The organism is Planococcus shenhongbingii, from assembly GCF_030413635.1.
GTDB classification, from domain to species: domain Bacteria; phylum Bacillota; class Bacilli; order Bacillales_A; family Planococcaceae; genus Planococcus; species Planococcus shenhongbingii.
Map to the genome: position 1 here is coordinate 3,370,484 of NZ_CP129235.1, position 18,339 is coordinate 3,388,822.

The following is an 18,339-nucleotide window of genomic DNA, read 5'->3' on the forward strand; positions in this document are numbered from 1 at the left end:
TATTTGTCTTCATTGTCTTTTTCTATAAATTCTCCTTGCGAATAAAGAAGGCAAGAAAAGCTGGCCGGATCATTTCCGCCAGCTTCCCGTCAGCCTACTTTCCGGATCAATTCGGGCCCATTGTTTTTTGGAGAGTTGACTGCATCCGAAACTTCGTATGCTTCTAATTGTGCGGAATCAAATGGCTTCAATAGATTTCCAAGCACTTCTTCATCTTGCACTTTCGGATCAAGCCAAACTTTTTCCGCTTCTTTCGATAAAATCACCGGCATTCGGTCATGAATAGAACCCATTAACTCATTTGCTTTAGTTGTCAAAATGGAACAAGTATTGACTGTCTTGCCTTCGGGCGACTTCCAGGATTCCCATAATGCCGCGAAAGCGAAAGGCTCACCCGATTTCAATTTGATGCGCATCGGTGTTTTTCCGTCATCGGTCCGTTTCCATTCATAAAAAGAATCAGCTACAACGAGACAGCGCTTTTTCTTGAAGGCATTCCGGAAACTTGGCTTTTCAGCCGCTGTTTCCGCGCGTGCATTGATCATTTTGTAGCCGATTTTCTCATCTTTTGCCCATGGCGGAACAAGTCCCCATTTCAAAAATCCTAAACGGTTCTTGGTTCCGTCATTGACTACTGCCACCACTTGCTGGGAAGGGGCGATATTATAGCTCTCCGAATATTCTTCTTCTCCAAACGTCACTTCATCAATGTCAAAGCGTTCCAGTATCGCACTGTAATCTGCATACAATGAGTATCTTCCACACATCATGACCATCCTTTCCGAAGCTGGCTTGTTATTATCTTTAATATAGCAGAACCTTTCCCGCAATGCCGATTATTTGCTGAGCGCTTGTTCTACGGCTGCTTGCGCATGGATAGCGGTGGTATCAAACAAAGGAATAGCTGCATGCTTTTCTTGAATCAGCAAGCCGATTTCCGTGCAGCCAAGCACAATTCCTTCTGCCCCTTTGCTTGCCAATTTCTGAATCGTTTCCTGAAAAAATTCCCTCGATGACGGTACCGCTTTACCCATGCACAATTCCTCGAAAATAATGCGGTTAATTTCTTCCCGTTCCTTTTCTTCCGGAATCAACACTTCCACTCCATTTGAAGTAAGGCGGGATTTATAGAAATCCATTTCCATCGTGTATGTTGTGCCGAGCAAGCCCACTTTTCGAATTTGCCTGTCGTGTATCCTTCGGGCAGTCGCCTCTCCGATATGCAGTACCGGAATCGAGATATTCTCTTCAATGTCGCTTATTACTTTATGCATTGTATTGGTGCAGATGACAATAAAATCAGCTCCCGCTTTTTCAAGCGCCGCTGCTGCTTGGCCCAGTAAATTCCCGGCTTTCTCCCAATCCCCGGTTGCCTGCCAGCGCTCCACTTCTTCAAAATCCACACTGAAAAGGATGGATTTCGCTGAATGTAGGCCGCCTAAGCGGTTTCTCACTTCTTCGTTTATCAGCCGGTAGTATTCAGCCGAAGATTCCCAGCTCATGCCACCGATCATTCCGATTGTTTTCATGGAGTTCCTTCCTTTCCTGTATTTCGTTTTCCAAACAATAGCTAGCACTTCTCACCACTATTCCCGTTTTGTTCATCTTTAAAGACTCTCAGCCTATGTCCGCTTTTACTTAGTGAGGAATGAAGATCTTCTATTGATTGAGTTTCTCTTTATTGCCATCTCCTCTCCAAAGCTTTTGTCCGATATAAGTTTTTTAGAGGACACGAAAATGCAACAGCTCATCTTAGCCCCTTTATTGTCGGAAGAGTGTTATAATAAAAGTATAATATGTTTCATTAGGAGGAATTACATGGCTACGGCGCGAGAAATGAGTCTGGTTAACAAGGATTTTCTGGTTGAAGAATTAGGGCTGAAACAACAGGGCAATTCTACGGTCTTTACAAACGAGGATTGTTTTGTGCTGTCCCCATCGGTTCAGCGTTATGAGAAGGGGTTCGATATCAGCGAGTTCAATTTGGCGAAATTTGATCCGGAACGTCAGCAAGGCTTTTTGATCGTACGGTATATGGACACCTTTTTAATGGCTAAGCTGGAAAGTTTTCAAAAAAAGATGATGCCGCCTGAACTGCAAATCAAGAAGAAAAATACCAAACCGCATTGGAAGTTTACCGTCGCGGAAAACCCTGCATACCATCTGGTAAACACTCAGAACAAAGAACTTCGTTACCGTCTACAAGAACCTTCAAAAAAACAAATCATTGCTTTCTTTAAAAAAATATAAACGGCTCCCGCAATGATTCTAATTGCGGGATTTTTTAATGCGGATAATTGCTTTGTTAACCTCCGGAATTTTCTGTTTAATGGTAATATGAACGTATTGCTAAACGAACGGAAGTGGTTTTATGGAGGCAGAAAGGTATACAACAGAAAATCACGAATTCTGGAAAATCATGTTCAGCCTGCTGCTGGCTTCTCTTTTTATTTTCGCTAACCTTTATGCTGTCCAGCCGCTTTTGCCGCTGTTCGTAACTGAATTCCAAGTGTCGGTCTCTGCTGCAAGCTTAGCCATGTCGCTGACTACAATCGGGCTCATCATCGGTTTGGTTGTCTTAGGCTTTTTTTCAGACCGCAGCGGCAGACGGACTTACATTATTTTCTCTTTGTTGGGCTCAGCGCTTCCTTTTTTCCTGCTTCCACTGGTTGAATCATATACTTGGTTTTTACTGCTCCGTTTTGTCCAGGGATTTGCGCTTGCCGGCGTACCAGCCGCAGCGCTTGCTTACATAAGTGAGGAAATCGCTCCTAAACATATCGGTTATGCGACAGCTTTATACATTTCCAGCAATGCTCTTGGCGGCATGATTGGGCGAGTGCTTGCAGGTTTTTTGGCTGATCGCTTTTCCTGGCAAGCCGCTTTTGTCCTTTTTGGTGTCACGGGCCTCTTCTTATTCATAGCGGTCTTGTTCCTGCTGCCAAAATCCCGCCATTTTCAGCCAGGCGATGTGTCTTTTGCAAAAGACCTTGAAGGTTTTTGGTTTCATTTGAAAAATCCATCATTGCTGGTTGTCTTCGGGCTGGGTGCCGTTCTTCAAATCTCCTTTACAGGCATTTGGACGTATTTGCCGTTTCACATGGAAAACCCGCCTTTCTCCATGTCCCTTCAGTCAATTTCCTATTTGTTTTTTGTTTACGGAATCGGCGTGATCGGTTCGCCGTTGGCCGGACGGGCTGCAGAAAAGTTTGGATTGCGGGAAATCCGCAGAGCCGGCGTCGTGATTCTTTCCTTCGGCATCCTTTTAACTTTAAGCCCTTTTCTTTGGGTAGTCGTGGCCGGTTTATGTATTACCTGCCTCGGTTTTTTCACAGCCCATTCTCTGACTGCCGCTTCTGTCGGCCAGCAAGCGGCTCACCATAAAGGCAGTGCTTCAAGCCTTTACCTGGTTTCTTATTATATTGGCGTCGCTGCCGGAAGTTCATTACTAAGCCCGTTATGGTTAGTCAGCGGCTGGACCGGATTGGTGCTCTTTACGGCTTTTCTGCCATTGCTTTACTTATTTGCAGTCACTTTGTACAGACGCAAAGAAAAAAGGAAAAGCACCTAAAGGTGCTTTTCCTTTTCAATCTTGTTCACGCTCTTTAATCGGATTTTGTTCATCTCCGATTCCTAAGTTGCTGTGAGCGCCTTTTTTCCCCATTTCAATGCCATCCTCATTGGATTCCTGCTCAATGGTTTCAAATTCTTCCCGCTGCCGCCGATCTTCTGTACCATTCGAATTCGGCTGTCTTTCAGTTGAAAAGTCGTCTTTCCCCATTAAACCTGCCTCCCTATCTCTTTTAAGGAACATATTCCCTTATTGCCTTTTATAAAACATCATTTCGGCAATCAAAAATAGAAAGAGAAAGCTTCGTAGCCGAAATAAACCGACAAAAGAGACAAGGCAGCAAATACTGCATATTCGGCTATGCTTCCAGTTTTGGTGGTTATAGGGAAACGAACTGTAATTTTAAGGGGAAACAGCAGCTTGATGCCGTTTTTTGTCGCCATATCCAATATGTAATGGCTCACCATCCCTACTAAGATTCCAGCAGTTACCGCTTCGTTTACAGAAACAGCATTTAATAAAGCGCCAATCAATATTAAAAACAGCAGACTGTGAGTGAAGGTACGGTGCCCAAATAATGTATTAATAATTTTTGACAACATCGGAAAAGTTCTTCCGATTTTGCTGCCGCCGTGGCAAATGTCGGGAAGGATAGCGCCGATCACTCCGGCGCCCAGCAAGATCACCGGATCGTAATGGGTGATTTGTGCAAAAGCAAGGCTTGCTGCGATACCGCCTGTGATATGTGTTTTTCCTGTCATGCGAATTGTCTCCTTTTTTATTGTTCCATCTTTTATTATACGCAAAATAGGGTATGGTGTTGTTAGAGAAATTACGTAAAAGGAGTCGAGGGAATGGGAATTCATAAGTTTTTTACTTCATTGAATGATTTGGAGCGTATTATCCGGGCTCCTGGAAGATTTAAATTCGAAGAACATAACGTGGCAGCGCACTCTTGGAAAGTCAGCCAGTATGCCTTATTCTTTGCAACAATTGAAGAGCGGGCTGGACAGACCATCGATTGGAAATCCCTGTATGAAAAAACCATCAATCATGACTTTGCAGAAGTCTTTATCGGGGATATCAAAACCCCCGTCAAGCATTCATCTCCTGAATTGAAGGAAATGATTGCAAAAGTTGAAGAAGGCATGATGGAAAAGTTCATTCTACGGGAAATCCCTGAAGATTTTCAGGAAGTCTTTTTTGATCGGATGAAAGAAGGCAAAGATGCGACTATTGAAGGCCGGCTGCTTGAAATGGCGGACAAACTGGATCAGTTTTACGAATCTTTTGCAGAACTGAAACGAGGCAACGCTGACCAGGAATTTGTGGCGATGTACCGGATTGCATTGAAAAAGTTGCTGGCCATCCCGCTAAAAGCAAGTGTCACTTATTTTAGAGAAGTTGTGCTTGAAGATGTCATCAGCGAAGAGACCATTATTGATATCAGGGAAATTACCCGCGAGGTATTGAAGGGCTAACAAGCGTTTGCTATATGTTTTATCTTAAATTTATGGTAAATTTATTACTATATAAAATAACCCGGAGGTGAATCCCTTATTTAAGGGAATTTATTGGACCCCATACTTTTAATGAATTTAGCTTTACTCGTTTTACTAATCGCGTTGACTGCGTTTTTCGTCGGTGCAGAGTTTGCTGTTGTCAAAGTCCGCATTTCGCGCATTGATCAGCTGATTGAAGAAGGAAATAAAAAAGCTGTGCTTGTAAAAAAAGTAGTCAGCGATTTGGATTATTACTTATCGGCTTGTCAGCTTGGCATCACAGTGACAGCGCTCGGGCTCGGATGGTTGGGAGAACCTACAATTGAGCGCCTTTTGCATCCTCTATTCGAAATTCTTGGCGTTCCTGCTTCTGTTTCCCTGATTATTTCGTTTGTCCTGGCATTCTCACTTGTGACTTTCCTGCATGTTGTAGTCGGTGAAATGGCACCGAAATCGCTGGCGCTGCAATTTGCTGAGCGCATGACTTTGTCCTTGGCTCCACCACTTTACTGGTTTGGTAAAGTCATGGCACCTTTTATCTTCATTTTAAATGGCTCCGCTCGAGTGTTTCTGCGGATCTTCGGCGTACAGCAGGTCAAAGAAGATCAGGCCCATTCAGAAGAAGAACTGAAAATCATCATGGCTCAAAGTTTTCAAAGTGGTGAAATCAATCAGACTGAGCTTTCCTATATGCAAAACATCTTTGCATTCGATGAGCGAAGTGCGAAGGACGTCATGGTCCCCCGCACACAAATCATTGCATTCCCGCAGGATTTGAACAGCGAGGAATTGCTGGCGGAGCTTCGAGAACACCGGTATACCCGCTATCCTATTGCGAATAACGGAGATAAAGACGATTTGATTGGGTTTATTAATGCGAAGGAAATTTTAACGCATTATGCGGTAAATGGCAGTGTCAACATGGTTGACTTTATGCATGAACTTCCTTATTTCCATGAAACTACGCCGCTTCAAACGGCGCTCATGAAAATGCAAAAGGACCGTACACATATCGCGCTTGTTATTGACGAATACGGCGGAACATCCGGCATCATTACGATGGAAGATATTTTAGAAGAAATCGTTGGCGAAATACGCGATGAATTTGACGATGAAGAAGAAGCTGAAATTATTAAAGAAAGCGAAGACCGTTATCTTATAAACGGGCGCGTTCTTTTAAAAGACTTGGAAGAGCGCTTTAACATGGAATTTGAAGACAGCGAAGACATCGATACGATAGCCGGCTGGATTCAACACCAGTTGATTGAGGCTGAAACTGGAGATGTTGTCGAAAAAGAAGGCCACCGCTGGTCAATTATTGACATGGAGAACCACCATATCCTGAAAGTGGCGGTTGAAATCGTCACCAATTAATAAAAGAAAGGCATTCCTAAGTTGGAATGCCTTTCTTTTTGTCTAAAAAATCCAATTAATTCGGCTCAGAATTGACCTTTAGTCATCTCTTATATAAAATAAGAACAAACGTTCTTAACAGAAGGAGGCTCATGATGAAGCTAAACAAACATTTATCAGTAAAAGGGCACATTAAAGACCGAGGAAGCATTAAATGGACTGCTATGATGCTGCCAGAGCATGTGCAAATGCTTCGCGAATGGCAGAAAGAAGACCGCTACAACACGAAACCTGATCTGGACGAATTTGACTTGGAAGCTATTTATGAAGAAATCCAACTCGCCTATAAACGGCAATGTGATATTGAAATCCGCGTCTGGCGCGGAGACGCGCAAACTTTCGCGGGCATTGTCACTGTTGTTGACTTGCGCCTGCAGAAGCTCCATCTCGATACCGGACTCCATACCCAAAAGCTTTCATTTGCAGAAATTATAGGTGCTAAGACCTTGGATTAAGCAGGAAAAAGAAGCGGCATGCCCATCTGCATGTCCGCTTCTTTCCGTTTAGAGGATTAAAGTACAGCATTACGGGGCATATAAAAGATAAGCAACATTAACTAAGGAGGTTGGATTTATGAGCAAAGCGAAGGCCGTCGCCAAAGATTTGGTCGGCGAAATTAAAAAAGACAGGGCCACGACACTGGCTGCTGCACAAGCTTATTATTATTTATTAGCTATTGTTCCATTATTAATCTTGTTACTAGCAATTCTTCCGTATTTACAGCTCGACCCACAACGGGTGATGGATTTGGTCGGTACGGTTCTTCCAGGAGAAATGGCTGCCACGTTCCAGGATACAATTGTTAGTGTAGTTACTACACCATCCGGCGGTTTATTGACATTCGGTATTTTGGGAACGCTGTGGTCTGCTTCTAATGCCATGACAGCCTTTATCGAAGCGACTAATCAAGCTTATGATGTAGAAGAAACGCGTTCTTTCATCAAATTGAAAGGCATGGCAATTATCTTGACTCTCTTTATGCTGGTTGCTGTTATTGTGGCACTGGTTCTGCCGATTTTCGGCGGCACCATTATCGACACGATCAGTTCAATTCTAAGTTTACCCCCGCAAACCGAAATTATCTTCCAAGTGCTTCGCTGGGTCATTTCCATTGCGGTTATGAGCATTGTATTGGCGTTCCTTTATAAATTTGCGCCGAATAAGAGTTTTCCGTTTAAAGAAGTAATTATCGGCGCTGTTATTGCTACGGTTCTGTGGCAAGTCGTGTCACTCGGCTTCTCGTTTTATGTTTCAAACTTCGGCAGCTATTCTGCTACTTACGGCAGTCTCGGCGGCATTATTGTTTTAATGCTGTGGTTTTTCCTGACCGGTCTAATCCTGGTCGTCGGTGCGGAAATAAACGCCATCCTGCATAAACGAAAACACACAAAAAATGCACCTGCTCAAGTATTTGAAGAGTAGCAAAAAACCAGCGCACTGATAAAAATCAGTGCGCTGGTTTATTTTTGGTACATAACCATCCATTCATCAATCTCAAAAGTCTGAATTTCTCCGTTTTGGACAGCGATTTTAAAATAGTCTTTGGCTGCGGCATTTGCCTCCAGCAAATGCCACGTGACACGTTCAATCTGTTCTTCGCTGTCTGCCGTCCGTCTTACCCATGTTGGATACTTGAATGTTTTTTTGCGGTCCAGTGATTGGATTTCCTCCAGTGCATTAGCTTCCAGCAAATGGCGCCATTCCCTTTTGGACAAACAACGCGCATGGCTGTCATCTCTCAGTTTTTCTGTGGTATTCATGAAAATGCCCAATTCAGCATCTTCTGGGGCAACATTATCAATCAAAATAAGTTTTCCGCCCGGCTTTAATACCCGTGCTGTTTCCTGGATGAACTTTTCCGGATGTGGAAAATGATGCGGCGCGATTCTGCAAACTGCTGCATCAAAGCTATCGGCTAAAAAAGGCAAAGCTTCAGCATCTGCAACCACATAAAAAATATTGTCAAAGTCCTTTTGGAGATGCTTTGCTGTGTTTTCCAGCATCGCCTCTGTCAAATCGGTTGAAACGACTGTACCGACTCGCGGTGCCAGTACTCTGGAGACATGCCCGCCGCCTGTCGCAATATCCAGGATGGTCCATGTTTTTTCAGGGTGCAGCCACTCAGCTAAGAGCGGAAGATCGTCCCCTTTCGCATGGATATCGCTTGTTACATACTTGTCAGCGTTTTTGCCAAATACCGACTTCACTTTGTTTTTCACTTGTTCTTCCATTATCTATCCCCCTTAATGCTTGGATGCCAGGCCGATGCTCTAAAAAGTTCCGGTAGGCGAAACCGGCAACTTCCTCTTCCGAATAACGCTTTTGCAGTTCATTGACAAGATTCTGGAATTTCGAGGCATTTTCCAAATCCTCTATATACGCACCGATGCCGTCAAAATCGGAACCGATTCCGATATTCTGGACGCCGCCAAGTCCGCAGAAGTGGTCGATGTGCTTGATCAAATCCGGAATGGTGACCTTGGACGTATCTTCTTTAATAAAGTCCAGACAAAATACCACGTCGATCAAACCGTTCTTCGCAAACATCGCTTTGGCCTGATCGTCGTCGAGGTTGCGCGGATGATTACGGAGCGCGCGGGCATTGGAATGGCTCGCCATCGGATAATCCGCAAGTTCCATGACATCCCAAAAGCCTTTTACGGATAAATGAGAAACATCCGTGAAAACCCGGTGTTCATTGTTCAGGCGCACCACTTCTTTGCCTAGCAGCGTCAAGCCGCCTCCACGCGGTTCTCCTGCGCCGTCTGCACATAAATTGGCGTTGTTCCACGTCAGTCCAATTGACAGCACACCCAAGCGGTATAATTGGCGCAGTTTCATCAAATCGTTGCCGAATGCATCCGCTCCTTCAAGCGTCAAAACAGCGCCAATTTCATTGTCTTTTAAGCGGTCGATGTCTTCCCATTTTTTGATATGTTTCATCGCCGGGTTTTTACCGAGAACTTCCGTGTAGAACAAATCCACTTGCTCCAGCGCATGCTGCCACTTCTCATCTGACGGTACATCCGGGTAAAGGAAAATAGCAAAAAACTGGACTTTTACGCCGCCTGCATGGAGGCGCTGGAAATTTGTATCCAATGCCTCAGAATCAGTAAAGTTTAACGGCTCTTGTTGAAAAAAACTTCCTCTTTTAGCTAACTGCAATTTCAGCAAAGCATCACAATGTGTATCGATGATTTTCATTTATTCATCTCCTTCTTCCACGCAAGCTTCAACGAATCCCTTGAAAATTTTCTGAGAAGGCTCATCGGATGCGATCGCCATATTTTCGGGATGCCATTGCAGCCCCAGTACGAAATGATGCGCCTTGCTTTCAATCGCTTCTATTACGCCATCGCTTGCGGTTCCGCTGATTAGAAATGAATCAGGAACATGCCGGTTCGCCTGATGATGGCGGCTGTTGACTCTCAGTTTTTCAGTTCCAGTCAAACGATGAAGCAACGAACCTTCTTCCACGTGAACGAAGTGGCTGCCATGTTCCACTGGCGCCTTTTGCTGGTGCTGAAGCACATCGCCTTCTTTTTGAGCAGGAATATCCTGATACATATCTCCACCCACTGCGACATTCAAAATTTGTGCTCCGCGGCATACGCCTAGGATCGGTTTGCCCAGTTCCAGGACTTTTTGGATCAATGCCAGTTCAAAAGCATCCCTTGAAGGAATAATGGTGCCTAAATTCGGATGGGGCTCTTCTCCGAAAAGAGTTGGATCCACATCATAGCCGCCTGCTGCAAATAGCCCATCAATGTGCTCAGCTATCTGGTCTATATCTGCTTCTTCTGTTAAATGCGGAAGCATAATGGGTAATCCTCCCGCGTGCAGAATCGCTTCTGTATCCGCCAGTTGAATCTGGTATTTTTCTTTGCCTAACTCTTTTGATGAAGTAACTCCAATAATCGGTCTCATATGTAGTTCCTCCTTGCTTATTTTTCTGAATACCTTAAACATACAGAATTGAGAGTGAAATTACTAGACGCTCAATGAGGTTATTGAGTTTTTCTCCAAATCAGCACAAGCCCCGAAAAGAAATTTACTTTTCGGGGCTTGTGTCAGTTATTCACCGTCATACGCTGCAATCGCTGTAGCGATGGCGTCTTCAATTGGCGTAACGGTGGCTAAATCATTGTTGATCACAATCGAAAAGACCAGCTTCTCTCCCTCTTTCGTGGTGGCATATCCGGATAATGAAGAAACAGCTGTCAGGCTTCCGGTTTTAGCTGTGACATTTCCTGTTGCTTCCCCTGTTTTCATCCGGTTGCGAAGCGTTCCTCCGACCATGCGGTCTGCTGCACCAGCTACTGGGAGAGAAGTTAAGAAAGTGTCATGCCAATCTTTTGGCTGCGCCGCGTAAAGCAGCTGAGAAATTTCATTCGCTGGAATCAAATTCACATGAGACATACCTGAAGCGTCGCGCAATTGAATGGTATCCGTATCGACGCCCAGCTCTGCCGCTACTTCTTCAATTACATCAAGGCCCGCGTCCCAGCTGCCTTCAGCGGATACCACCTGTCCCATCTCTTTGGCCAAAATTTCCGCGTGCCCGTTATTGCTCAGCTTCATGAACGGAATGAAAAGATCGCGCAGCGGCATGGATTTCCGATCAGCAAGCATTGTGGTGCCTTCAGGGGTTTCTCCCATCTCTAGACCGTGATTGCCGGTCAATTGGATGCCCTCAGCCAGCAATGCGTTTTCAAATAAATCAAGCGCATAGCCGGCAGGCTCTGAGACCGCAATCCACTCGCGTGTCCGCGATCCTTCAAGCGGCATTTCCCCTTCAATAAGGATGTCATTTGTTCCGTGATCGCGTGTGATGGAAACTGTCTTTTTCTGCCCCGCCGGCACGGTCGTTGTTTTATTGATGACATTTACATAATCCGTATGCGGCGTGAGTGTCACTTTTGTTTCGGTTCCTCTTTGATCTCCCGGATTGACTTCCACAATGACTGACCCGGCGTCGTAGTCTTCATTTGGTGAAGCAGTAAGGGCGGATACTTGCGCCCCGTAATAGTAGATTTCATCTTTCCAAGTGATGTCTTCAGACAACCGCTCGTCGTCATACCAAGTATCATCGCCGATTAAGTCGCCTTTCACTTTTTGGATGCCTTGGCTTTTCAATTCGGCAGCAAACTGTTCAAAGTCTTCCTGCAGCAAAGTCGGATCTCCTTTGCCTTTCAAATACAAATTGCCTTGCAGGACTTTTCCTTTAAGCTTGCCGTCTGTATGTATTTCCGTGGTGAACTGATAGTCTTCCCCAAGCGTTTCAAGTGCAGCCATACTGCTGAACAATTTCGTGTTCGACGCCGGTTTTAGGCGAACATCGCCGAAATGGTCGTAAATCACTTCCCCTGAATCAGCTTTTCGTACACTGACACCGGTGGTTGCCCCATCCAGCCGCTTATCCTGTAAAATTCCATTGATGTCATTAACCAACCCTGCATAGTCTTCATCCGCCCCCGCCGACTGGTTGCCATCACCCCATTGCATCGGCGAAAAAGCCAATACCGCTGCTAAAAATAAAAGAACTCCCCACTTCCAAGACCGCTTCTTTTCCACTTTTCCATCTCCTTCAATCGTGTAATAACAGAAGCGTAGCATATCAATAGAAAGAATATTCCGTTTTTTATACAAATGAATCAATGAACATATAATTTTTATCATTAGTAGTAATATTATCCATTTTTTATTAAAAAATAATAGCTGGAAATGGCAATTGGGCATATTACCTTGCTAGTTGGGCATAAAGCATCCAGAGTAGGGTATAATCGGCTTGAAGTAGAGCATAAAACGAAAAAAAGAGAGGCATGTCCTGCCTCTCTTCATACACCCGCTTTAATTTTCAGCCTTCCCACTGGATATCCGTTGAATGGACAAGCCGTTCTCCGACAAAAATCCGGCATTGCACTTTAAAAAGGAACAAACCGATCGAGACTTTGATGTCTTCAGTCTCGCCTTCATCATTTTGCACTTTCCCGAACAGCCGTGAACTCCAATGGAACCCCAATTGTTCATCCTGCAAAACGCCATCCACAAAAAGCTTTTCACTTGATAAGGTTTTCTCTACTTGAATTGTGTGCGATCCGTACTTCAACTTCCAGACATGCCTCATACCATCGCCTCCTGCTCGTTACTGTTAAAGTCAGTATAGCAGAAATAGAAAAGGCATTGCGTTTCCGCAATGCCTCGTTTTCTAATTATTGTTTCACCAATTCCAGTTCAACCGGAATCGATGCTTCCACTTCTTCGCCATCCAATGCTTTTACAGCAGTCTCGACTGCTGTCTGCCCGATCAATTCCGGCTTCTGGGCAATGGTTCCAGCCAAGCGGCCTTCTTCCACCGCTTTAACTGCGTCTTCTGTTGCATCGAAGCCAACCACTGTGATGTCTTTTCCTGCTGCTTCAATCGCTTCAAGAGCGCCCAATGCCATTTCGTCGTTGTGCGCAAACACTCCCTTAATGTCAGGGTTTCCTTGAAGAATGTTTTCCATAACCGTCAAACCTTCTGCACGGTCAAAATTAGCTGTTTGTTTCGCTACTACTTCTAAACCTTCTACTGCTACTTTGTTGAAGCCTTCTCCGCGTTCACGTGCTGCAGAAGCTCCTGGCACGCCTTCCAGTTCAGCTACTTGTGCGCCGTCGCCAACAAGCGACAATAAGTATTCTCCTGCCATTTCCCCACCGGCAATGTTGTCTGATGCAATATGGGAAACAACTTCTCCGACTGCTGCGCTTCGGTCAACTGTAATCACAGGAATGTTTGCTGAATTGGCAGATTCAACTGCTGCAGCCACCGCTTCAGAATCCACAGGGTTGATCATGATTAAATCCACGCCTTGCTGAATTAAATCTTCAACGTCACTTGCCTGCTTTGCTGCATCATCTTGAGCATCTACTACAGAAATCGTTGCGCCCAGTTCTTTCGCTTTCGCTTCAGCACCTTCACTCAATGTGACAAAGAACGGGTTATTCAATGTAGAAATAGAGAAACCGATTTTGTAATCTCCACCCGATTCTCCACCGCCTCCAGCATCCTCTGATTCAGAACCAGGCGCTTCCATTGAACATGCTGCCAAAATCATCATTGCTGCCAATACCAATAGTAAAAATATTTTCTTCATTTTCTTACACCCCTTATGCTGTTTTTTTGCGGTCCAGGAGAACCGCCAATAATATTACTGCACCTTTGACCACTTGCTGAAAAAAGGATGAAACCCCGATCAAATTCAATCCATTATTCAAGACGCCGATGATCAATGCACCGATCAAAGTGCCGACAATCCATCCCCGGCCTCCCGTTAAACTGGTGCCGCCAAGGACAACCGCTGCAATGGCATCCAGTTCAAACATTTCCCCTGCTGTAGGCTGAGCTGAGTTCAGCCGTGAAGTCAGGATTAAAGAAGCAAGTCCGGCAAGCAGACCAACCAATGCATATACATAGATTTTAATGCGGTCGGCATTGATGCCTGAAAGAATAGATGCTTCTTCATTGCCTCCTACTGCAAACACACGCCTGCCAAATGTGGTCTTTTTCAAGATAAAGTACAGAATCCCGAAACTGATGAGCATCGTAACCACAGGAATTGGAATCCCTAGAAAATAACCTTTCCCAAGCATCTGGAAAGCCATACTGTCACCCAGGCCCGAAATCGGACGGCCTTCTGTATAAACCAGCGTCAAGCCACGATAAATCGTCATTGTGGCAAGTGTCGCAATAAATGGTGCCACTTTTCCTTTGGCAATGATGATTCCATTTATCGCCCCTAAAACAGCTCCGAGCAATAATCCGAGCAGCATGGCCAGAATCGGGTCCATCCCGCTCGCCATCATCCCGGCTGTAACAGCACCGGTAAGGGCGAGTATCGAACCGACCGATAAATCAATTCCTCCGGTTAAAATGACAAACGTCATTCCGAATGCGATCAGCGCATTCATTGAAACTTGCCGCAAAACATTCAGCAAGTTATTCGCAGCCAGAAATCTTGGCTCTAAAATAGAGATAATAAGGACAATAAGGATCAATCCGATAAACGGAGCGATTTTTTGAAGCACCGATTGGTTACCTGTTTTCAACTGCAAGTTTTCCACCTCCTGTAGCAAAATGCATAATTCGTTCCTGCGTCATTTCCTGTTTCGGCAGATCGGCCGTCACTTTTCCTTCGTGCATAACGATGACCCGATCTGCCATGCCAATCACTTCCGGCAATTCAGATGAAATCATCAAAATCGCCACGCCGCGTTCAGCCAGCTCGTTGATGATCGAGTAAATTTCTTTTTTCGCTCCGACATCGACGCCGCGAGTCGGTTCATCGAGAATCAGCAGTTCCGGTTCGATTCCTAGCCATTTAGCAATTACCACTTTCTGCTGATTCCCACCGCTCAGTGATTTTGCTGTCTGGGTCGGCCCCGAAGTCCGGATCCCTAAACGTTTGACCATCCGATCATATAGCGAACGCTCTTTATCTTTCGAAATCAAGCCATTCTTGGAAATAGAAGAAAAGTTGGTCATGCTGACATTCTCTTCTACGCTAAAATCAACAATCAACCCTTCGGATTTCCGGTCTTCTGTTACGTAACCGATTCCCAGTTCTTTTGCAGTCTTTGGCTTATCGATTTTGACTTGGCGGCCGTCCAACTCAATCGTCCCTGTATCCGCTTTCTTATAGCCAAACAAAGATTGAGCCACTTCTGTACGCCCAGCTCCCATCAAACCGGCAATCGAAAGGACTTCCCCTTTTCGGATTTCGAATGAGACATTTTCGAAACAGTCTTTCCGCGACAATCCTTTGACTGCCAATTTGACTTCTCCGATTTGCGCATTGCGCTCAGGAAAGCGTTCACCCAGTTCACGCCCAACCATCATTTGGACAATTTCTTCAAAAGAAGTTTCACTGATATTCCGGTCTCCAACATACTGGCCGTCCCGCAATATAGTGATGCGGTCACATAGAGAGAAAATCTCTTCCATTCGGTGAGATATGTAGATGAACGAAACTCCTTTGCTCTGCAAATTGCGGATTGTCGCAAACAGCGTGTCAATCTCCCGGTCTGTTAAAGCAGCAGTCGGTTCATCCATGACAATCACTTCAGCCTCGGCAGACAGCGCTTTTGCAATCTCTACGATTTGCTGCTGTCCAACCGAAAGCATGCTGGCTGGCTGAGATGGGTCGACATTCAAACCGAGTTCTGATAAAGCCTTGCGCGTTTTCTCCCGCATATCTTTGGTCTTTAAAATTCCACTGCGTCCAAATGTTTCTTCTTTTCCCAGAAAAAGATTATCGGTAATCGACAAATGCGGCAGAATGTTTAATTCTTGATGAATCACTGCAATTCCGGCTTCTTCTGCTTGCTTAGGCGAAGTGAAATGGACTTCTTTCCCTTTTACTTCAACGGTTCCGCTGTCGCGGAAATAAATGCCGGTCAATATTTTCATCAATGTCGATTTCCCTGCACCGTTTTCCCCCATCAATGCATGGATTTCTCCTTTTTCCAAAGAAAATTGGACGTTATTAAGAACTTTGTTTCCACTGAACGATTTTGATATATTGTTCATTTTTATCATGGCGGCTCACCTCCCTGTTAAAAAATTACCCCGGAACGAAGGATGATATTCGCATAAGGGGTAGCTTCTCCTGTGCGTATAATCAGTTTTGCTTGCTTGCTTTGTTCTTTCAGTTCCTCATGCGATATGTAGCCGGCTTCAATTTGGTCCAGAATTCCAGTTTCCACTTCCCGATTCCCTTCTGTTATTTCCCGGGCAATAAAAGCCGCTTCCACTTGGAAATCTTCTAGAATTGCCTCTAAAACAGTTAAAAAAGAAGGCTCCCCGATACGGAAGGATAAATCAATGCACGGTACACCTTTTGGAATTGGCAATCCGCAGTCGCCTATCACCAATAAGTCTGTATGGCCGAATGATGCGAGAGAAGCTGCAATATCCCGATTGATCATTCCCAATTTCTTCATAGCCGTTCCCCTTTCAAGCGTGCCAATACTTCTTCCCTTTTAGGCATTCCGCCTTGGGCACCAAATTTTTCAACAGACAAGGAAGCTGCTGCATTAGCGAATCGCACCGCCTCTTCAAATGGCATAGCTTCAGCCAGCGCAACACCAAGCGCACCGTTGAATGTATCTCCAGCACCCGTTGTATCAACAGCTTCGGTTGTGAACCCTTCAACTATGACGTGGCGGGAGCCATCAAAATAGCGCGCCCCTTGTTGGCCGATTGTGACGATAAGCCGGTTTGGATACTGTTCGAGCGCTTTTTCCCAATCTTCGCCAAACATCTCTTCCGCCTCTGTTTCATTCGGCGTTAAATACGTTGCATAGGGCAGAAAACTATCAGTGAAGCCTGTTGCCGGAGCCGGATTCAAAATAGTCGGCACCCCGTGCTGATGACAAATTTCCAAAGTCCTCTGAATAACCGGAATCGGCATCTCCAATTGCATGATCACCATGCTGCTTCGTGACAACTGCGATTCAAAGGTATCCATTTCTTCCGCTTTCAGACCATGATTCGCTCCCGGAACGACGATAATCCGGTTGTCGCCTTCAGACAATAGGATGTTGGCAATGCCGCTTGTTCCCGGCATCCGTTTCACCGCTTCTATGTGGACGGATTCTATTTTCAATCCAGCAAGCAGCTCATCGCCGAAAGCATCAGTGCCAACCGCTCCAATCATATGCACTTCACTTCCAAGCCGAGCGGCTGCAACGGCCTGGTTGGCACCTTTCCCTCCAGGTACTGTCGTATATAGATCGCCCAAAGCCGTTTCTCCTTGTTTTGGAAAACGGCTGGTGCGCACGACCAAGTCCATGTTAATGCTTCCCACTACTGTAATCACTCTTCCACGCTCCTTGTAGTTCCCCGGATTTTCAATTCCACTGGCACTTCATAAAAATGCTGTTCTTCCGTTTGATTTTCTATCCGTTTGATTAAAACTCGGGTGGCGATAGCGCCCATTTTATAAATGTCCTGTGCTACTGTCGTCAATCCGGGCGACAGCATTTCCCCCATCGCGATTCCGTCAAAGCCCACGATCTGCAGCTCATCCGGCACACTGATGCCAAGCGTATTCGCCGCCTTCAAAGCGCCTGCTGCAGACACATCGCTGCTGGCGAATATGCCATCAATATCTTTTTGTTCCTGCAGAATGCTTTCTACTATTTTTTCTGATTCCGTAAAATGGAATGGACAAATGGCCACGTGATGTTCAATGCCGGAATGGCGGATGACATCCATAAACCCTTCATAGCGATCATTCGCCGGATTCAATTCTTCCGGTCCCCGCAGAAAGAGAATTTTCTTGCAGCCTCTTTCCAATAGCGCGCGGGTTCCGATTCCAGCGCCTTCCCGGTTATTGGAAGCTACCGTAGGAATATTCGCATTGATCGCCCGGTCAAGTGCTACGATCGGCAAAGGAATATTGGCATAATGGGGAGCATCCAACTGGTTGGAGGTGACGATAAATCCGTCAATGTATTTTTTTCTCAATGTTTCAATATAATTTTTTTCCTTTTCAGGGTTTTCATCCGAATTGCATAAGATGACCGTATAGCCATATGTCAAGGCGACATCTTCAACGGCGCGGGCCAATTCCGGAAAAAAAGGGTTGGTAATGTCGGGTACAATAAGGCCGATGATGTTCGTCTTTTTCGTGTTGAGAGAACGGGCAACTGGATTCAGCTCATATTTCAACTCTTTAACAGCGTCAGCGACCGCTCTCGCTGCTTCTCCGCTGACATATCCGCTGTCATTCAAGTAACGGGACACGGTCGCCACTGAAACTCCCGCTTTCTTTGCCACGTCTCTAATCGTCGTCATAATCATACTCCGTT

General features: G+C 45.3%; 21 protein-coding genes. 6 read left to right on the top strand and 15 right to left on the bottom strand.

All coding sequences use genetic code 11. From position 1 onward, the window contains the following. Window positions 1–89: 89 nt before the first annotated feature. Both QWY16_RS16300 and QWY16_RS16305 read right to left on the bottom strand, forming a co-directional pair. Complete coding sequence (locus QWY16_RS16300) at window positions 90–767, bottom strand: SOS response-associated peptidase (protein WP_300993486.1); 678 nt, start codon at window positions 765–767, stop codon at window positions 90–92. A 69-nt stretch (window positions 768–836) separates the two neighbouring features. After that, entirely contained in the window at window positions 837–1,529 is a 693-nt protein-coding gene (locus QWY16_RS16305) for an aspartate/glutamate racemase family protein (RefSeq protein ID WP_300990283.1), read from the bottom strand. A gap of 289 nt (window positions 1,530–1,818) precedes the next feature. Here QWY16_RS16305 and QWY16_RS16310 point away from each other — a divergent pair, with 289 nt between their 5' ends. Continuing rightward, a complete protein-coding gene (locus tag QWY16_RS16310; RefSeq protein ID WP_300990284.1) occupies window positions 1,819–2,250 on the top strand; it encodes a hypothetical protein in 432 nt (143 codons plus the stop codon). 121 nt (window positions 2,251–2,371) lie between these two features. Continuing rightward, window positions 2,372–3,571, top strand: coding sequence for an MFS transporter (locus QWY16_RS16315; protein ID WP_300990285.1), 1,200 nt, complete (start codon window positions 2,372–2,374; stop codon window positions 3,569–3,571). A 15-nt stretch (window positions 3,572–3,586) separates the two neighbouring features. On the opposite strand, the gene QWY16_RS16320 is transcribed toward QWY16_RS16315, so the two are convergent. Both QWY16_RS16320 and QWY16_RS16325 read right to left on the bottom strand, forming a co-directional pair. Continuing rightward, window positions 3,587–3,781, bottom strand: a complete 195-nt coding sequence (locus QWY16_RS16320; RefSeq protein WP_300990286.1) for a hypothetical protein — start codon at window positions 3,779–3,781, stop codon at window positions 3,587–3,589. 71 nt (window positions 3,782–3,852) lie between these two features. Beyond that, window positions 3,853–4,332, bottom strand: coding sequence for a metal-dependent hydrolase (locus QWY16_RS16325; RefSeq protein WP_300990287.1), 480 nt, complete (start codon window positions 4,330–4,332; stop codon window positions 3,853–3,855). Between the two features lie 93 nt (window positions 4,333–4,425). Between QWY16_RS16325 and QWY16_RS16330 the strand changes: the two genes are divergently transcribed. The 4 genes from QWY16_RS16330 (at window position 4,426) to QWY16_RS16345 (ending at window position 7,908) form a co-directional block, all read left to right on the top strand. After that, window positions 4,426–5,052 (top strand): YfbR-like 5'-deoxynucleotidase, encoded by a 627-nt coding sequence (locus tag QWY16_RS16330; protein WP_300990288.1) that lies wholly within the window; start codon window positions 4,426–4,428, stop codon window positions 5,050–5,052. 111 nt (window positions 5,053–5,163) lie between these two features. Then, complete coding sequence (locus tag QWY16_RS16335) at window positions 5,164–6,447, top strand: hemolysin family protein (protein ID WP_300990289.1); 1,284 nt, start codon at window positions 5,164–5,166, stop codon at window positions 6,445–6,447. Between the two features lie 131 nt (window positions 6,448–6,578). Then, the gene (locus tag QWY16_RS16340) at window positions 6,579–6,941 is read left to right on the top strand and encodes a YolD-like family protein (RefSeq protein ID WP_300990290.1); all 363 of its coding nucleotides are present in this window, start codon (window positions 6,579–6,581) and stop codon (window positions 6,939–6,941) included. A gap of 118 nt (window positions 6,942–7,059) precedes the next feature. Further along, the gene (locus QWY16_RS16345; RefSeq protein WP_300990291.1) at window positions 7,060–7,908 is read left to right on the top strand and encodes a YihY/virulence factor BrkB family protein; all 849 of its coding nucleotides are present in this window, start codon (window positions 7,060–7,062) and stop codon (window positions 7,906–7,908) included. A gap of 38 nt (window positions 7,909–7,946) precedes the next feature. On the opposite strand, the gene QWY16_RS16350 is transcribed toward QWY16_RS16345, so the two are convergent. The 11 genes from QWY16_RS16350 to QWY16_RS16400 all read right to left on the bottom strand — a co-directional run bounded on the left by QWY16_RS16350 (window position 7,947) and on the right by QWY16_RS16400 (window position 18,325). After that, complete coding sequence (locus tag QWY16_RS16350; RefSeq protein WP_300990292.1) at window positions 7,947–8,717, bottom strand: class I SAM-dependent methyltransferase; 771 nt, start codon at window positions 8,715–8,717, stop codon at window positions 7,947–7,949. Next, complete coding sequence (locus QWY16_RS16355; protein ID WP_300990293.1) at window positions 8,665–9,690, bottom strand: dipeptidase; 1,026 nt, start codon at window positions 9,688–9,690, stop codon at window positions 8,665–8,667. The genes QWY16_RS16350 and QWY16_RS16355 overlap by 53 nt, the downstream gene beginning before the upstream one ends. Further along, complete coding sequence (locus QWY16_RS16360; RefSeq protein ID WP_300990294.1) at window positions 9,691–10,413, bottom strand: gamma-glutamyl-gamma-aminobutyrate hydrolase family protein; 723 nt, start codon at window positions 10,411–10,413, stop codon at window positions 9,691–9,693. A gap of 147 nt (window positions 10,414–10,560) precedes the next feature. Further along, entirely contained in the window at window positions 10,561–11,991 is a 1,431-nt protein-coding gene (dacB, locus tag QWY16_RS16365) for a D-alanyl-D-alanine carboxypeptidase/D-alanyl-D-alanine endopeptidase (protein WP_300993488.1), read from the bottom strand. 352 nt (window positions 11,992–12,343) lie between these two features. Next, complete coding sequence (locus QWY16_RS16370; protein WP_300990295.1) at window positions 12,344–12,613, bottom strand: hypothetical protein; 270 nt, start codon at window positions 12,611–12,613, stop codon at window positions 12,344–12,346. An 85-nt stretch (window positions 12,614–12,698) separates the two neighbouring features. Next, the gene (rbsB, locus tag QWY16_RS16375) at window positions 12,699–13,622 is read right to left on the bottom strand and encodes a ribose ABC transporter substrate-binding protein RbsB (RefSeq protein WP_300990296.1); all 924 of its coding nucleotides are present in this window, start codon (window positions 13,620–13,622) and stop codon (window positions 12,699–12,701) included. Window positions 13,623–13,635: 13 nt separating this feature from the next. Further along, the gene (locus tag QWY16_RS16380; protein ID WP_300990297.1) at window positions 13,636–14,580 is read right to left on the bottom strand and encodes an ABC transporter permease subunit; all 945 of its coding nucleotides are present in this window, start codon (window positions 14,578–14,580) and stop codon (window positions 13,636–13,638) included. After that, window positions 14,561–16,063, bottom strand: coding sequence for a sugar ABC transporter ATP-binding protein (locus tag QWY16_RS16385; RefSeq protein WP_300990298.1), 1,503 nt, complete (start codon window positions 16,061–16,063; stop codon window positions 14,561–14,563). The genes QWY16_RS16380 and QWY16_RS16385 overlap by 20 nt, the downstream gene beginning before the upstream one ends. A 17-nt stretch (window positions 16,064–16,080) precedes the next feature. Next, a complete protein-coding gene (gene rbsD / locus QWY16_RS16390) occupies window positions 16,081–16,467 on the bottom strand; it encodes a D-ribose pyranase (RefSeq protein WP_300990299.1) in 387 nt (128 codons plus the stop codon). Then, complete coding sequence (gene rbsK, locus QWY16_RS16395) at window positions 16,464–17,345, bottom strand: ribokinase (RefSeq protein WP_300990300.1); 882 nt, start codon at window positions 17,343–17,345, stop codon at window positions 16,464–16,466. The genes rbsD and rbsK overlap by 4 nt, the downstream gene beginning before the upstream one ends. Beyond that, window positions 17,342–18,325, bottom strand: a complete 984-nt coding sequence (locus QWY16_RS16400; protein ID WP_300990301.1) for a LacI family DNA-binding transcriptional regulator — start codon at window positions 18,323–18,325, stop codon at window positions 17,342–17,344. The genes rbsK and QWY16_RS16400 overlap by 4 nt, the downstream gene beginning before the upstream one ends. Between the last annotated feature and the right edge of the window lie 14 nt (window positions 18,326–18,339).

Excerpts from the sequence above, each read along its gene's own strand:
- QWY16_RS16310 (WP_300990284.1), top strand. The coding sequence starts at position 1,819 with ATGGCTACGGCGCGAGAAATGAGTCTGGTTAACAAGGATTTTCTGGTT.
- QWY16_RS16345 (WP_300990291.1), top strand. The coding sequence starts at position 7,060 with ATGAGCAAAGCGAAGGCCGTCGCCAAAGATTTGGTCGGCGAAATTAAA.
- QWY16_RS16315 (WP_300990285.1), top strand. The coding sequence starts at position 2,372 with ATGGAGGCAGAAAGGTATACAACAGAAAATCACGAATTCTGGAAAATC.
- rbsB (WP_300990296.1), bottom strand. The coding sequence starts at position 13,622 with ATGAAGAAAATATTTTTACTATTGGTATTGGCAGCAATGATGATTTTG.
- QWY16_RS16340 (WP_300990290.1), top strand. The coding sequence starts at position 6,579 with ATGATGAAGCTAAACAAACATTTATCAGTAAAAGGGCACATTAAAGAC.
- QWY16_RS16385 (WP_300990298.1), bottom strand. The coding sequence starts at position 16,063 with ATGATAAAAATGAACAATATATCAAAATCGTTCAGTGGAAACAAAGTT.
- QWY16_RS16325 (WP_300990287.1), bottom strand. The coding sequence starts at position 4,332 with ATGACAGGAAAAACACATATCACAGGCGGTATCGCAGCAAGCCTTGCT.
- QWY16_RS16300 (WP_300993486.1), bottom strand. The coding sequence starts at position 767 with ATGTGTGGAAGATACTCATTGTATGCAGATTACAGTGCGATACTGGAA.
- QWY16_RS16320 (WP_300990286.1), bottom strand. The coding sequence starts at position 3,781 with ATGGGGAAAGACGACTTTTCAACTGAAAGACAGCCGAATTCGAATGGT.
- QWY16_RS16355 (WP_300990293.1), bottom strand. The coding sequence starts at position 9,690 with ATGAAAATCATCGATACACATTGTGATGCTTTGCTGAAATTGCAGTTA.
- QWY16_RS16305 (WP_300990283.1), bottom strand. The coding sequence starts at position 1,529 with ATGAAAACAATCGGAATGATCGGTGGCATGAGCTGGGAATCTTCGGCT.
- QWY16_RS16330 (WP_300990288.1), top strand. The coding sequence starts at position 4,426 with ATGGGAATTCATAAGTTTTTTACTTCATTGAATGATTTGGAGCGTATT.
- QWY16_RS16335 (WP_300990289.1), top strand. The coding sequence starts at position 5,164 with ATGAATTTAGCTTTACTCGTTTTACTAATCGCGTTGACTGCGTTTTTC.
- QWY16_RS16360 (WP_300990294.1), bottom strand. The coding sequence starts at position 10,413 with ATGAGACCGATTATTGGAGTTACTTCATCAAAAGAGTTAGGCAAAGAA.
- dacB (WP_300993488.1), bottom strand. The coding sequence starts at position 11,991 with ATGCAATGGGGTGATGGCAACCAGTCGGCGGGGGCGGATGAAGACTAT.
- QWY16_RS16350 (WP_300990292.1), bottom strand. The coding sequence starts at position 8,717 with ATGGAAGAACAAGTGAAAAACAAAGTGAAGTCGGTATTTGGCAAAAAC.
- rbsD (WP_300990299.1), bottom strand. The coding sequence starts at position 16,467 with ATGAAGAAATTGGGAATGATCAATCGGGATATTGCAGCTTCTCTCGCA.
- QWY16_RS16370 (WP_300990295.1), bottom strand. The coding sequence starts at position 12,613 with ATGAGGCATGTCTGGAAGTTGAAGTACGGATCGCACACAATTCAAGTA.
- QWY16_RS16400 (WP_300990301.1), bottom strand. The coding sequence starts at position 18,325 with ATGACGACGATTAGAGACGTGGCAAAGAAAGCGGGAGTTTCAGTGGCG.